The sequence below is a fragment of the Geomonas sp. Red276 genome, assembly GCF_054784495.1.
Map to the genome: position 1 here is coordinate 98,248 of NZ_BLXW01000010.1, position 13,099 is coordinate 111,346.

The window sequence follows — 13,099 nt, forward strand, 5'->3', positions numbered from 1 at the left end:
GAAATCGGAACCGGAAACCGGGTCGTCCGAGGGGTCCCTGCCGCCGGTGCCTCGCCTCGGTTCGCCCCCGCTTCCCTGCGAAATTCCGCCCGCCGGAGAGGCCGTTTCCCCATTAATCATACTACTTCCGTCCGCATCGCGTCTCTTTTAAAGCAGCCATTAAAATTCATTGTCGATTGACACCGCCGGCTCCCCGCGCTATCTTGGCGCCTTCCGTGGGAGGGTGCCTTGCGCTACTATCCGATCAATCTCAACCTGCAGGGAAAAGAGGTGGTCATCGTGGGAGGCGGTCCGGTTGCCGCCCGCAAGGCGGCCCGTCTGATCGCGTCCGGCGCCCGGGTCACCGTGATCGCTCCCCGTGTTGACGAGCGGCTGGCACTGCTCGCCTCCCGGGGAGAGCTCCGCCATCTCGACCGGCTCTACGTGCCTGGCGACCTGGCCGGTGCCGCGCTCGCCTTCGCCGCCACCGAGCGTGCCGAGGTCAATCGGGCGGTGGCCGAGGAGGGGAGGGGGCACGGGATCCCGGTGGACCGGGTGGACCAACCGGGGCAGGGAGACTTCACCACCCCGGCGGTTCTGGAACAGGGCGGCCTCCTGATCACTGTCTCGACTTCAGGTGCCAGTCCGGCACTGGCACAGCGGATCGTCAAAGAGCTCGAGAAGCAATTTGGACCAGAGTACGCAGAGGCTGTTGCGCTTTTGGGTACCCTCCGTGAAAAGAGATTGACTGAAAAGGGGGGGAGCGCATACAATGAGCGGGTTTTTGCCGAGCTTGCCGCTCTTGACCTTCCCGCCCTGATCAGAAACGGACAGAGGGATGCGATAGAACAGATACTCCTGAAATTCTCCGGCTCCGGGTCCGGCCCGGTCACCGATGGAGCTGACAAAAAGGATCCGTCATGAACGCCACGCTCTTCTACAGCACCTTTGTCATCTATGCGGTCGCCACCATCCTCTACCTCGGTTTCCTGGTAAAGCCCAAGGATCAGCTGGGGAGCGCGGCCCGGTGGTCGCTCTACCTGGGCTTCCTCCTGCATTTGGGCTTCACCGCCAACCGCTATCTCGAGGCGGGGCACACCCCGATCACCAACCTCCACGAAGCGCTCTCCTTCTTCAGCCTTTCGGTCGTCGCGGTTTTCATCCTCTGCGATAGACGTTACAAGGTCGCCATCCTCGGTTCCTTCGTGGTCCCGCTGGCGCTGATCATCCTGGCCATCTCGGCCGCCTTCTCCTCGGTGATCCCCCCGCTGAACCCGGCCTTGAAGAGCCGGTGGCTCGCGGTCCACACCGTGTTTGCCTTCCTGGGGTACGCCGCCTTCGCCATCTCCTTCGGCACCAGCATCATGTACCTCATCCAGTCGCACTTCTTGAAGAAGCGCCGGCTGGGTTCGCTCTTCCAGAAGCTTCCCCCCTTGGACATCCTGGACGAGATCAGCTACCGCTGCCTGACCTGGGGCTTTCCCCTTTTGACCTTCGCCATCATCTCGGGCGCCATCTGGGCGGAGACCGCCTGGGGGACCTACTGGAGCTGGGACCCCAAGGAGACCTGGTCGCTCATCACCTGGTTCATTTACGCAGCCCTTCTCCACGGCCGGCTAACCACCGGCTGGCGCGGGAGGAAGGCCGCCATGCTTTCCATCTTCGGATTCGTCATCATGCTTTTCACCTTCCTGGGAGTGAACCTCTTCCTGCCGGGGCTGCACAGTTACAAGTGAGCATGATCGAGACGGCGCTCCACGCCGGCCTCCACTCTTGAGAAGGGACAGTACCTTATGAACATAATCGTGGTTGGGCTTTCGCACAAAACTGCCGCAGTCGAAGTCCGGGAAAAGGTGGCCTTTTCGCCTACCCAGATGGAGAAGCCACTGCGCCAGGTGGTGTCGTTGCCCGACATTACCGAAGCGGTCATTGTCTCCACCTGCAACCGCGTTGAGATCTACGCCACCACCCGCGACGTCGCGGGTGGGATGGCACGGCTGAAGCGCTTTCTGGCCGATTACCACAATCTCCCGCTGGAGGGCCTCGAGCCCCATCTCTACAGCTACCACGGCGAGGACGCCACCCGTCACGTCTTCCGGGTCGCCTCGAGCCTCGACTCCATGGTGGTGGGCGAGCCGCAGATCCTCGGCCAGATCAAGACCTCCTACGGCTACGCCGCCGAATACAAGAGCTCGGGGATCATCCTCAACCGCTTCCTCCACAAGGCCTTCTCGGTTGCCAAGAGGGTGAGGACCGAGACCAAGATCGCCTCCTCGGCCGTTTCGGTCGCCTTCGCGGCGGTGGAGCTGGCCAAGAAGATCTTCGGCGACCTCTCCGACAAGACCGTTCTCCTGATCGGCGCCGGCGAGATGTGCGAACTGGCCGCCAAGCACTTCATCAACGTCGGCGTCCGGGGCGTGATGGTCACCAACCGTACCTACGAGCGGGCCGAGAAGCTCGCCGAGGAGTTCGATGCCAAGCCGATCAAGTTCGAGGACCTGCTCGACCAGCTCCACAAGGCGGACATCATCCTCTCCTCGACCGGCGCCCCCCACTTCATCATCCGCGAAAAGGACATGCACGAGGTCCTTCGCCGCCGGAAGATGAAGCCGATGTTCTTCATCGACATCGCCGTCCCGCGGGATATCGACCCCAAGGTCAACGACGTCGAGAACATTTACCTCTACACGGTGGACGACCTCAACGGCGTGGTGGCCACCAACCTCGAGCAGCGCAAGATCGAGGCGGCCAAGGCCGAGGCGATCGTCGAGCAGGAGATCGGCCAGTTCTTCAAGTGGCTCTCCTCGCTGGAGGTGACCCCGACCATCGTGGCCTTGAGGAGCCACTTCGACGAGATCAGGAAGGGGGAGCTCGCCAAGACCCTCGCCGGGTGGAAGAACCTCCCGCCCGACGCCGAGAAGAAGCTCGAGGCCCTGACCAACGCCTACATGAACAAGCTGCTGCACCACCCGACCAGCGTGCTGAAGAAAACCGAGCAGGGAAACCGCAACGACCTCTACGTCGACGCCCTGCGGCACCTCTTCGACCTCGAGACCGGCGCCCCGCAGGACGGGCTGATGGAGCTCGAGGACTAGCGGCAACCAAAGCTGAGAACCCTACCGATTCGGATGAAAAGGAGATAGATGATGGCGCTGAAAGAGCTGAGAATTGGGACCCGGGCGAGCCAGTTGGCCCTTTGGCAGGCGAACTGGGTGAAGTCCGAGCTGGAGAAACGCTACCCCGACATGACCGTCACCCTGGTCAAGATCAAGACCATCGGCGACAAGATTCTCGACGTGCCGCTGGCCCAGGTGGGTGGCAAGGGGCTCTTCGTGAAGGAGATCGAGGAGGCCATGCTGAGGGGGGAGATCGACCTCGCCGTCCACAGCATGAAGGACGTCCCGACCGAGTTCCCGGAAGGTCTCGGCCTTTACTGCATCACCGAGCGCGAAGATCCGCGTGATGCCGTCATCTCCCGCGGCGTGAAGTTCGCCGACCTGCCGCAGGGTGCCAAGATCGGCACCTCCGCGCTGCGCCGCCAGGCCCAGCTCCTCAAGGTCCGCCCCGACCTGGAGATGGTGATCATCCGCGGCAACGTGGAGACCAGGATCAACAAGCTCGAGACCGAGAACCTCGACGCCGTCATCCTGGCCGCCGCCGGCCTGAACCGTCTCGGCTTCGCCGACAAGGCCACCGAGCTTCTCCCGACCGACCTGTCGCTGCCGGCCATCGGCCAGGGCGCGCTGGGCATCGAGTGCAACCTCTCCAACGAAGAAGTGAAGAACGCCATCGCCTTCTTCAACCACCCCGATACCGCCCACGCCGTCCGCGCCGAGCGGGCTCTTTTGTGGCGCTGCGAGGGTGGCTGCCAGGTACCGATCGCCGCCTACGGCGAGGTGACCGGCGACCAGCTGAACCTGACCGGCTTCATCGCCTCCGTGGACGGCAAGGTGTCCGTCAAGGGGAGCGTGACCGGCCCGGCGGTGGATTGCGAGAAGCTGGGCGTGAAACTCGCCGAGCAGCTTCTGGCCGAAGGAGGCCACGCCATCCTCGCCGAGGTGTACCAGCGCGAGGTTTCCAAAGAGAAGGAGATCCCGGTCTAAGGAGAAGGCCGCTGTTCGCAGCCGCGCCGGATGCGCCCGGACCGACACCGTCAACAGAGGCAAAAGGCTAAAGGACATCCCTTAGCCTTTTGCTGTTTCTGTTCCAGATTCTAAACTTCCCTCACCCCTTCCCCTCTCCCGGAGGGGAAGGGGATAAAAGAGACTATGACCCAGGTAAACCCAAAAAAAGGCTTCGTCTACCTCATCGGTGCCGGTCCCGGCGATCCCGGGCTCATCACCGTCAAGGGGCGCGACTGCCTCGCCAAGGCCGAGGTGGTCCTCTACGACTACCTGGCCAACGACGAGCTTTTGAAGCTCGCCCCCAAAGGTGCCGAGCTCATCTACGCCGGGAAGATCGGCGGTGAGCACAACCGCGAGCAGAGCCAGATCAACGACCTGCTGGTGGAAAAGGCGCTCTCGGGCAAGGTGGTGGCCCGCCTGAAGGGGGGCGACTCCTTCATCTTCGGCCGCGGCGGCGAGGAGTGCGAGGCGCTGGTTGGCGCGGGTATACCCTTCGAGGTAGTCCCGGGCATCACCGCCGGCGTGGGTGCTACCAGCTACGCCGGGATTCCCCTCACCCACCGCAAGGTGACCACCTCGGTCGCTTTCGTGACCGGGCACGAGGACCCGGGGAAGGCGAGCTCGGAGATCGACTGGGAGGGGCTCTCCCTGGGGAGCGGGACGGTGGTCTTCTACATGGGGGTGCGGAACCTTCCCCAGATCACCGCCAATCTCATGGCCCACGGCCGCGCGCCCGAGACCCCGGTGGCGCTCATCCGCTGGGGGACCCGCCCCGAGCAGGAGGTCCTCACCGGGACCCTGTCCGACATCGCCCAGAAGGCCCGCCAGGCCTCCTTCAAGGCGCCCGCCATCACCGTGGTCGGCGAGGTGGTGAAGCTCAGGGAGACCCTGCGCTGGTTCGACAACCGCCCGCTCTTCGGACGCTCGGTGCTGGTCACCAGGAGCGCCGACCAGGCCGGCGAGTTCGCGACCAAGCTGGAGCGGCTGGGAGCGAGGGTGTACAGCTGCCCGACCATCGACATCACCCCCCCGGCGAGCTACGCCGAGCTCGATGCCGCCATCGAGGCGCTCGAGAGCTGCCACTGGGTGATCTTCACCTCCTACAACGCGGTGAAGTACTTCTTCGCAAGGCTCAGCGAGGTCGGCCTCGACACCCGGGCGCTCTGCTGCACGCGCGTCTGCGCGGTGGGGCCCAAGACCGCCGCCGCCCTGCTTCCCTACGGGGTGCGGGCCGACCTGGTCCCCGAAGACTACAAGGCAGAAGGAGTCGTTGCCGCCTTCAAGGATCTCGATATCACCGGTAAGCGGGTTCTCTTCCCCCGCGGCGATAGGGCGCGTGAAGTGATCCCCGAAAGGCTGCGGGAGATGGGGGCCGACGTGCTCGCCCCGGTGGCCTACGCGAACGTCACCCCCGCCGATATCCCGGCGGCCGCGCTCAGGGCGCTGGAGGAGGGGAGGGTCGACTGCGCCACCTTCACCTCGTCCTCGACCGTCCAGAACCTCGCCGCCATCCTGGGGGACAACCGGTTCCTGCACCTGATGGAGGGGGTCAAGGTCGCCTCGATCGGTCCGGTGACCTCGAAGACCTGCTGCGAGCTCGGCCTGGAAGTCCATATGGAGCCGGCCGAGTACACGCTGGACGCGCTGACCGCGCTGATGATCGAGCACTTCTCCGAAGACAGCGCAACCGCCGTAGCGTTATAATTAACCTCACCGTCGCAAGCACTTCATTGAATGCGTCCATCCGCGGCAACGGGAATACCTGCCATCGCCAGGCCGCTGCCGGCATCAACAGCAAAGGAGAGAGCACATGTACTACCCTGTGTACAGAGCGAGACGAATCCGGAGTAAGGAAATCTTCAGGAGCATGGTCAGGGAGACCGCGGTCTCCAGCCACGACCTGATCTACCCGATGTTTTCCGCCTTCGGTAAAGGGATCAAGAAAGAGATCTCCTCGATGCCGGGCATCTACCAGCAGTCCATCGAGAACATCGTCGAGGAGGCCCAGGAGGCTTACGAGCTCGGCGTTCCGGCGGTCATCCTGTTCGGTATTCCCGAGCAAAAGGACGCGATGGGGAGCGACGCCTATTCGGAGTGCGGCATCATCCAGGAGACCATCCGCGCCATCAAGAAGAGCGTTCCCAAGCTCGCCGTCATCACCGACGTCTGCCTCTGCGAGTACACCGACCACGGCCACTGCGGCGTGATCAAGAACGGTGACGTCGACAACGACGAGACGCTGGAGCTGCTCGCCAAGGAAGCCCTCTCCCACGCCCAGGCAGGCGCCGACATGGTCGCCCCCTCCGACATGATGGACGGCCGGGTGGCCGCCATCCGCGAGGCGCTCGACAACAACGGCTACAAGGACATCCCGCTCATGAGCTACGCGGTCAAGTACGCCTCCGGCTACTACGGTCCGTTCCGCGAGGCTGCCGAGTCCACCCCGCAGTTCGGCGACCGCCGCAGCTACCAGATGGATCCCGCCAACCGTCTCGAGGCGATCCGCGAAGCCAACATGGACGTCGAGGAAGGGGCCGACATCCTGATGGTGAAGCCGGGTCTCCCCTACCTCGACATCGTACGGGACGTCAGGAACGCCTTCAACCTCCCGACCGCCGTCTACAACGTCTCCGGCGAGTACAGCATGGTGAAGGCCGCGGCCAAGATGGGTTGGATCGATGAAGACAGGGTGGTGATGGAGACCATGATGGCCTTCAAGAGGGCCGGCGCCGACCTGATCCTCACCTACCACTCCAAGGAAGTTGCCAAGCTCCTGAAAAAGGGGTACGAAACCGCCGTGCTGGAGAGAAGCCCCTGCGGCTGCGGCTGCCGCTAAAAAGTCCTCTCCCTGTCATACCCTCACCAGAGGGTGGCCGACGACTCAATATCTCTCTACCCTCGCCCCTTTAGAGGAGAGGGTGGCCGAAGGCTCAATATTTCTACCCTCGCCCCTTCAGGGGAGAGGGTGGCCGAAGGCCGGGTGAGGGTAGGATTTTAAGGCTAACCCCAAACAAAAAATCCCCCGCAAGCTTATGCAAAAGAGCTCGCGGGGGATTTTCATTTTGTATCTGCGAAAGCTACGCCCTGATCATCACCAGAAGCATCTTGAACTTTTTGACCCCTCTCAGGGCGTGCGGCTTGTTGGCGGGCATGATGATGATCTCACCCGCCGAGACCGTCTGCGTCTTCCCCTCGATGGTGATCTCCGCCTCGCCGTCGACGATCTGGACGAAGGCGTCATACGGCGCGGTATGCTCGCTCAATCCTTCCCCTGCGTCGAAGGAAAAGGCAGTGATAGTCCCCACCGGCTTGTCGATGACCGTCCGGCTGACAACGGCCCCATCCTGATACCCGGCCAGATTTGCCAGATTCAGTTTCTCACCCAGTTCCACACCCTTTTTCAGTGCCATGACGGTCCCCTTTCTCTGTTACGGCTGCTCTCTTTAATTGTACTGTAAGCTTACCCGGGGGTAGTTTCAATTGATCGAGATCAATGAAATGATAAAATGGGGCCATGCCGAAGCCATTTCGCTACCTTGAACCGACCTTTTTCGCCGGACTCTTCGACGACCCCCTACTGCTCGTGCGGGTGCGGCCTACGGGGCGTTCGCTTCTCTTCGACTGCGGCAAGATGCACCACCTCGCCAAGCGGGTCTATACCTCCATCGATGCCATCTTTATCAGCCATGCCCATATGGACCACTTCATGGGGATGGACAGCGTCATCCGCCACAGCCATGCCTCCCCGCGGACCATCGACGTCTTCGGACCTCCGGGCCTGGCGGCCCGCATGGCCAACAAGTTCTCGAGCTACGACTGGAACCTGGCCGAAACTTTCTGGGGAAACTTCCGGGTGAGCGAGATTGCAGGTGACCGCATTGCCAGCACCCTCTTCAGCGGACCCGAGGCGTTCGCCCCGCAGATTGAAGGGGAGAGGGGGGGAGAGCTCTACCGGAACCGCTTTCTATCGGTACGAAGCGTGGAATGCGAGCATAGGATCCCGGTCCTTTCCTACCGGGTGGACGAGGCGGACGCCTTTGTGGTCGATGATGCGAAGATGACGGCCGAAGGGGTGATGAAAGGCGAGTGGCTGAGGACGCTTGAGAGGCTCTTTCACAGCGGCACCCTGAAGGGGAGTGCGATCGCGTATCCGGCCAGGGTAGGGGAGGCGGTCGAAGAGCGGGCCGAGCGTGACGCCGCCGCCCTTTACCGGCGGATCATGAAAGAGGAGACGCCGGCGAGTATCGGCTACGTGAGCGATATCGGGTATTCGGAGGAGAACATGGAAAAGCTGGTGGGCCTCCACCGGGGCGTCACGCTTTTGGTCTGTGAATGCGCCTTTCTCGCCTCGGAGTGTGAAAAAGCCAGGCTTTCCCGCCACCTCTGCACGGCGGACCTCAATCTCCTGCTGGACAAGCTTCGCCCCACGTACGTGCTCCCCATGCACTTCTCGAAAACCTATCAGCGGGGAAGCACGCCCCTCTACCGGGAGCTCGAGCCCCCTGCCGGTGTAACCATCCTGAAGATCCCCGACCGCCTCACCCCGCGCCCCATCATGGAAAGCGATGTGCCCAAACCCTCGCCCCTTTAGGGGAGAGGGTGGCCGAAGGCCCTTAATCAATAAACCCTCGCCCCTTTAGGGGAGAGGGTGGCCGAAGGCCGGGTGAGGGCGGTTTTGCCGTTGCCTCCCCCCCTCCTTTTCTGCTATGTAAACCTCTATGAAAAAGAGCCCTTCCAACAATGATGCCCCCGTTGTCTACTCCACCGAATTCGGCAGGATGTGCCCGGGATGTGGAAAGCCGGCGAAGGAGTGCGTCTGCCGGAAGAATGCGGGAGCTGCTGCCGGAGACGGTGTGGTGCGGATTCGCAGGGAGAGCAAGGGGCGCGGCGGCAAAACCGTCATGGTTATCACCGGTCTCCCTCTGGATGCAACAGCGCTGACCAACCTGGCGGGAGAATTGAAGCGCCGCTGTGGCTGCGGTGGAACCGCCAAGGACGGTACCATCGAGATCCAGGGGGATCACGGCGAGTTGCTTTTGGCCGAGTTGACCAAACGCGGCTACAAGGCCAAGCGCGCGGGCGGGTGAGGCTACTCGACCAGGAAGCTGTTTCCATCCAGCTCCACGCGGTCGCCGGGACGAAGTTTCCTTCCACGACGCAGTTCCACCTCGCCGTTGACAGTAACCATCCCCTCCGAGATGATGATCTTGGCCTCGCCCCCCGAGCAGACGGCATCGACCGCTTTGAGGAAACTGTCCAGCTTGATGAACTCGGTATCTATCTTCATGGGGCCTCCTGGTTTAGTTGTCGAATTGTTGAAGTTATCATGCTTTTCTGATAAATAAGAGAGAATTTTCGCAAAGGAGATCTTCATGTACACCACCAACGACTTCAAAAAGGGCCTCGTCATCCAGTTGGATGCCGCCCCCTGTGTTATCGTAGACGTCAGCTTCCAGTCCCCCTCCGCCCGCGGGGCCAACACCATGGTCAAGACCAAGTACAAGAACCTCATCACCGGGCAGGTGCTTGAGAAGACCTTCCGTTCCGGCGACAAGGTCGACGAGGCCGATTTCGAGCGCCACAAGGGGCAGTTCCTCTACGCCGACGGCGCCAAGGGGATCTTCATGGACTTGGAGACCTACGAGCAGTTCGAGATGGAAGAGGATTCCTTCTCCGCCCTCGCGCCGTTTCTGCTGGACGGGACCGAGGTCCAGCTCGGCATCTTCCAGGAGCGCATGGTGAACGTCGATCTGCCGATGGTGGTCGAGTTGGTGGTCACCGAGACCCTCCCCGCCCTGAAAAACGCCACCGCCACCGCCCAGACCAAGGAAGCGACCCTGGAGACCGGTCACAAGCTCCAGGTGCCTCCCTACCTGGAGACCGGCGAAAAGATCAAGGTCGACACCCGCGACGGCCGCTTCATCTCCCGCGCCTAATCTAACAAGCGTGACGATCATACCCTCGCCCCTACAGGGGAGAGGGTGCCCGAAGGGCGGGTGAGGGTGGTTTTCAGGCTCTCATAGCCATAGAGGGGATACGAAGGTGAAAAAAGGGTTGACTCCCCCGGATAATTCAAGTATAAAGTTGGTCTCTTGCCCAGGTAGCTCAGTCGGTAGAGCAGAGGATTGAAAATCCTCGTGTCGGCGGTTCGATTCCGTCCCTGGGCACCATAGCTACCATTCGAACAGGCACTTACGACACCGACGTAAGTGCCTGTTCTTCTTTCTGCTACACAATTAGTTGAAACCTATCTACAGAAACCGTATATTCCTCAAATACGCTAGGGCCACAGGCCGAACGGCATCTGCTTCCCGACAACGACCCCACGGAGTTCTGACATGAATAACGGCTGCTGCGATATCCAGTTCCGCTCGATTGTTCCGGCCAAGACCCTGAAAGATGTCTGGGATGTCTTTGAACCCACCTTGTTGATCGATCCCCGCAGTGAATTCTATATCAGTCGAACCGACCCGAAACTCCAAAAGCTCTCCTTTGACCTGAAACAAAGCAGGAATGACCTACATGCTTTTCTCTGCGGGCATAGGGGCAGCGGCAAGACCACTGAGTTGAACCGTCTCTGCCATGATCCGGAGATTCAGTCCACCTATGAAACCGTTTTGCTCACCGCCCAGGACTTCGGAACCGAGGTCATACATCTCACTCATGACGCCCTCTTGGTGGAGGTTGGTCTTGCACTGTCAAAGTCAGGGTATGTCTCTAACGGTCTGACTGAAGAGTTGAACTCTTGGGGACGCCAAGTGGTAACTTCATTTCTGCACGACGAGGAGATGAAACTTGAAGCGGGAGCCAAAGGAAATGCGTGGCTTGCGTTCTTTAAGGCACAGCTAGGATCACGGAGGGATGTCACTGGTAATGCAAAAATGACCCAAAAGCGGTAACGAAAAGTGTACCACCCGGGAACCCGTGGTATCCCTTCACAGAGAAAGGGGGGATGCCGATGATTTCCACGGAGGCGTACATGGACATTCTCGCATTTAAACGCCAGGGCCACAGCGTGCGCTGGATCGCCAAGAAACTCGGCATCCACCGCAAGACCGTCAAGAAGCACCTGGAGAGCTCCAGCTTTCCAGCCTACACTCGCAAGACGGCGAAACCATCGGTCCTCGAGCCGTACCACCAAGTCATCCGAGACTTCCTCGAAGAGGACGATTACCAGGCCACATGGATCCTCGAGCGTCTCAAGCGCATGGGATATACCGGCAGCTACGAGACCATGAAGGTGTTCGTCCGCTCCATCAAAGAGCAGAAGTGCCGGATCGCCTATACCCGCTTTGAGACAGAGCCGGGTCTGCAGGCCCAGGTCGATTGGGGTGATTTCAAGGTCGTCGACACCAATGGCAAGACGACGACCGTCTATGCCTTTGTCATGCTCCTTGGCTTCTCACGTGCCATGTACGTCGAGTTCGTCGAGCGATGCACCCTTGAGATCTTCATGGACTGCCATATTCGCGGCTTCGAGCATCTGGGCGGCGTGCCGGCGGAAGTGCTCTATGACAACATGAAGAACGTCGTGATCGCCAGGGAGAACGGCAAGCCGACCTTCAACAACGAGTTCTTCCACTTCGCCCGTCATTACGGATTCACACCGCGCCTGTGTCCCCCTTACAGTCCGTGGGTGAAGGGGAAGGTCGAACGGCCGATGGATTACATCCGGGAGAGCTTCTGGCGCGGCTATGAGTTTTCCTCGGTTATACAGGCCAACCGTGACGTCATGCGCTGGAAACGGGAGACCGCCGATCAGCGGATCCACGGCACCCACCGGCAGCAGATCGAAACTCGATGGGAAGGGGAGGTTCCTCATCTGGGCGAGCTGCCCCCGAGCCATTACGACACCTCGCTGAAGTATTACCGCAAGGTCTACAAGGACTGCCTCCTCTCGTTCGGCGGCAACAGGTACTACGTCCCTCCCCAAGGGGTCGGCAAGAAGGTTCTGCTAAAGGTAAAAGGCAAGGATCTGCGCATCTATGACGACGCCACTTTGCTGAAGCAGTACCAAATCCCCGACCAGAAAGGGCTGACCCTCGGCATCCCGAAAGCCCGGGTCCGCCTGACGCCGGAGCAGACGCCACGCTACGGAAGGGACAAAGGGAAGGCAACCAGAGGGCTCACCACCGGGAGTCTTTACCCGGAGGTCTACCACCGTCCCCTCTCCGAGTATGAGCGCTACGCCGCGGGAGGTGCCTAATGGAACAGCTAACCTACGAGCGCCTCCAGGACAACCTCAAAAGGCTGAAACTTTTCAAGGCGGTGGAGATCCTCGATTCAGTTGCAGACGCATCCCAGGCCAATGGCGGCTCCTGCCTTGCGTTCCTCGACCAACTGCTGGAGGAGGAAGTGGCGGCCAAGGACAAACGGCGGGTCACCACGGCGATCAAGATCGCCGGTCTGCCAATGGCGAAGACCATCGAGGAGTATGATTTCTCGTTCCACCCTCACCTCGACAAGAGGTCGGTGATGGAGCTCTTTGACATGACCTTTCTGAGCCGCCAGGAGAACGTGATTCTCCTCGGCCCGCCGGGAGTGGGCAAGACCCATCTCGCCATCGCTCTGGCCATCAAGGCTTGCTACCACGGCGTTAAGGTCTACTTCACGACGATGCACACGCTGATCGCCAAACTCAAGGAGAGCCAGTCCAAGGGAAAGGCTTTCCTCAGTTCCAATCTGGTCATCGTCGATGAGGTCGGTTACCTGCCGGTTACCAGCCAGGAAGCGTACCTCTTTTTCCAGTTCGTCACCTATCGCTACGAGAGAAGCTCGACAATCATCACCTCGAACAAGAGCTTCTCCGACTGGCAGGAGCTCTTTGGAGATCCAGTCATCGCTTCAGCAATCCTGGACCGGCTGCTGCACCACTGCAAGGTAGTCAACATCAAGGGGCACAGTTATCGCCTCCAAGGCCACGCTTTCGCCAAGACACTCTCCGAGAAAGGAGGTGACTCAACGGCAACATCCCTGGACCAAGCAGTTCTCTAACA

At 60.8% G+C, this 13,099-nt stretch carries 14 protein-coding genes and 1 tRNA gene; 13 read left to right on the forward strand and 2 right to left on the reverse strand.

Annotated features, from left to right (window positions below; translation table 11 throughout):
• The first annotated feature begins 228 nt into the window (after positions 1 to 228).
• From ACYVL5_RS09255 to hemB, 6 genes are all read left to right on the forward strand, one after another.
• Positions 229 to 903: a precorrin-2 dehydrogenase/sirohydrochlorin ferrochelatase family protein gene (locus tag ACYVL5_RS09255; RefSeq protein WP_460595276.1), complete on the forward strand. Its 675-nt coding sequence runs from the start codon at positions 229 to 231 to the stop codon at positions 901 to 903.
• Entirely contained in the window at positions 900 to 1,715 is an 816-nt protein-coding gene (gene ccsB, locus ACYVL5_RS09260) for a cytochrome c biogenesis protein (protein ID WP_460595277.1), read from the forward strand. The genes ACYVL5_RS09255 and ccsB overlap by 4 nt, the downstream gene beginning before the upstream one ends.
• A gap of 57 nt (positions 1,716 to 1,772) precedes the next feature.
• Positions 1,773 to 3,074 carry a glutamyl-tRNA reductase gene (gene hemA, locus ACYVL5_RS09265; RefSeq protein ID WP_460595278.1) on the forward strand — a complete coding sequence of 434 codons (1,302 nt, stop codon included), beginning with the start codon at positions 1,773 to 1,775 and terminating at the stop codon, positions 3,072 to 3,074.
• Between the two features lie 51 nt (positions 3,075 to 3,125).
• Positions 3,126 to 4,082, forward strand: coding sequence for a hydroxymethylbilane synthase (gene hemC, locus ACYVL5_RS09270; RefSeq protein WP_460595279.1), 957 nt, complete (start codon positions 3,126 to 3,128; stop codon positions 4,080 to 4,082).
• Between the two features lie 165 nt (positions 4,083 to 4,247).
• Positions 4,248 to 5,807, forward strand: coding sequence for a bifunctional uroporphyrinogen-III C-methyltransferase/uroporphyrinogen-III synthase (gene cobA / locus ACYVL5_RS09275; protein ID WP_460595280.1), 1,560 nt, complete (start codon positions 4,248 to 4,250; stop codon positions 5,805 to 5,807).
• Positions 5,808 to 5,913: 106 nt separating this feature from the next.
• Positions 5,914 to 6,939 carry a porphobilinogen synthase gene (gene hemB, locus ACYVL5_RS09280; RefSeq protein ID WP_460595281.1) on the forward strand — a complete coding sequence of 342 codons (1,026 nt, stop codon included), beginning with the start codon at positions 5,914 to 5,916 and terminating at the stop codon, positions 6,937 to 6,939.
• A 241-nt stretch (positions 6,940 to 7,180) separates the two neighbouring features.
• On the opposite strand, the gene ACYVL5_RS09285 is transcribed toward hemB, so the two are convergent.
• Complete coding sequence (locus tag ACYVL5_RS09285) at positions 7,181 to 7,513, reverse strand: cupin domain-containing protein (protein ID WP_460595282.1); 333 nt, start codon at positions 7,511 to 7,513, stop codon at positions 7,181 to 7,183.
• Positions 7,514 to 7,617: 104 nt separating this feature from the next.
• On the opposite strand from ACYVL5_RS09285, the gene ACYVL5_RS09290 reads away from it, so the two are divergent.
• Together ACYVL5_RS09290 and ACYVL5_RS09295 are read left to right on the forward strand one after the other, a co-directional pair.
• Positions 7,618 to 8,694, forward strand: a complete 1,077-nt coding sequence (locus tag ACYVL5_RS09290; protein WP_460595283.1) for a ribonuclease Z — start codon at positions 7,618 to 7,620, stop codon at positions 8,692 to 8,694.
• Positions 8,695 to 8,821: 127 nt separating this feature from the next.
• Positions 8,822 to 9,190 (forward strand): translation initiation factor, encoded by a 369-nt coding sequence (locus tag ACYVL5_RS09295; protein WP_460595284.1) that lies wholly within the window; start codon positions 8,822 to 8,824, stop codon positions 9,188 to 9,190.
• A 2-nt stretch (positions 9,191 to 9,192) separates the two neighbouring features.
• On the opposite strand, the gene yaaA is transcribed toward ACYVL5_RS09295, so the two are convergent.
• A complete protein-coding gene (yaaA, locus tag ACYVL5_RS09300; protein WP_460595285.1) occupies positions 9,193 to 9,390 on the reverse strand; it encodes an RNA-binding S4 domain-containing protein in 198 nt (65 codons plus the stop codon).
• An 85-nt stretch (positions 9,391 to 9,475) separates the two neighbouring features.
• On the opposite strand from yaaA, the gene ACYVL5_RS09305 reads away from it, so the two are divergent.
• From ACYVL5_RS09305 to istB, 5 genes are all read left to right on the forward strand, one after another.
• A complete protein-coding gene (locus tag ACYVL5_RS09305; RefSeq protein ID WP_460595286.1) occupies positions 9,476 to 10,039 on the forward strand; it encodes an elongation factor P in 564 nt (187 codons plus the stop codon).
• Positions 10,040 to 10,197: 158 nt separating this feature from the next.
• Positions 10,198 to 10,273: transfer RNA gene (locus ACYVL5_RS09310), tRNA-Phe, on the forward strand.
• Positions 10,274 to 10,441: 168 nt separating this feature from the next.
• Positions 10,442 to 11,002, forward strand: coding sequence for a hypothetical protein (locus tag ACYVL5_RS09315; protein WP_460595287.1), 561 nt, complete (start codon positions 10,442 to 10,444; stop codon positions 11,000 to 11,002).
• 80 nt (positions 11,003 to 11,082) lie between these two features.
• Positions 11,083 to 12,309, forward strand: coding sequence for an IS21 family transposase (istA, locus tag ACYVL5_RS09320; protein WP_460595288.1), 1,227 nt, complete (start codon positions 11,083 to 11,085; stop codon positions 12,307 to 12,309).
• Positions 12,309 to 13,097: an ATP-binding protein gene (istB, locus tag ACYVL5_RS09325; protein ID WP_460595289.1), complete on the forward strand. Its 789-nt coding sequence runs from the start codon at positions 12,309 to 12,311 to the stop codon at positions 13,095 to 13,097. Before istA ends, istB begins: the two co-directional genes overlap by 1 nt.
• The last annotated feature ends 2 nt before the right edge of the window (positions 13,098 to 13,099 follow it).

Coding starts and splice junctions, on each gene's coding strand:
- ccsB (WP_460595277.1), top strand. CDS start 900: ATGAACGCCACGCTCTTCTACAGCACCTTTGTCATCTATGCGGTCGCC.
- hemA (WP_460595278.1), top strand. CDS start 1,773: ATGAACATAATCGTGGTTGGGCTTTCGCACAAAACTGCCGCAGTCGAA.
- hemC (WP_460595279.1), top strand. CDS start 3,126: ATGGCGCTGAAAGAGCTGAGAATTGGGACCCGGGCGAGCCAGTTGGCC.
- cobA (WP_460595280.1), top strand. CDS start 4,248: ATGACCCAGGTAAACCCAAAAAAAGGCTTCGTCTACCTCATCGGTGCC.
- hemB (WP_460595281.1), top strand. CDS start 5,914: ATGTACTACCCTGTGTACAGAGCGAGACGAATCCGGAGTAAGGAAATC.
- ACYVL5_RS09285 (WP_460595282.1), bottom strand. CDS start 7,513: ATGGCACTGAAAAAGGGTGTGGAACTGGGTGAGAAACTGAATCTGGCA.
- ACYVL5_RS09290 (WP_460595283.1), top strand. CDS start 7,618: ATGCCGAAGCCATTTCGCTACCTTGAACCGACCTTTTTCGCCGGACTC.
- ACYVL5_RS09295 (WP_460595284.1), top strand. CDS start 8,822: ATGAAAAAGAGCCCTTCCAACAATGATGCCCCCGTTGTCTACTCCACC.
- yaaA (WP_460595285.1), bottom strand. CDS start 9,390: ATGAAGATAGATACCGAGTTCATCAAGCTGGACAGTTTCCTCAAAGCG.
- ACYVL5_RS09305 (WP_460595286.1), top strand. CDS start 9,476: ATGTACACCACCAACGACTTCAAAAAGGGCCTCGTCATCCAGTTGGAT.
- ACYVL5_RS09315 (WP_460595287.1), top strand. CDS start 10,442: ATGAATAACGGCTGCTGCGATATCCAGTTCCGCTCGATTGTTCCGGCC.
- istA (WP_460595288.1), top strand. CDS start 11,083: ATGGACATTCTCGCATTTAAACGCCAGGGCCACAGCGTGCGCTGGATC.
- istB (WP_460595289.1), top strand. CDS start 12,309: ATGGAACAGCTAACCTACGAGCGCCTCCAGGACAACCTCAAAAGGCTG.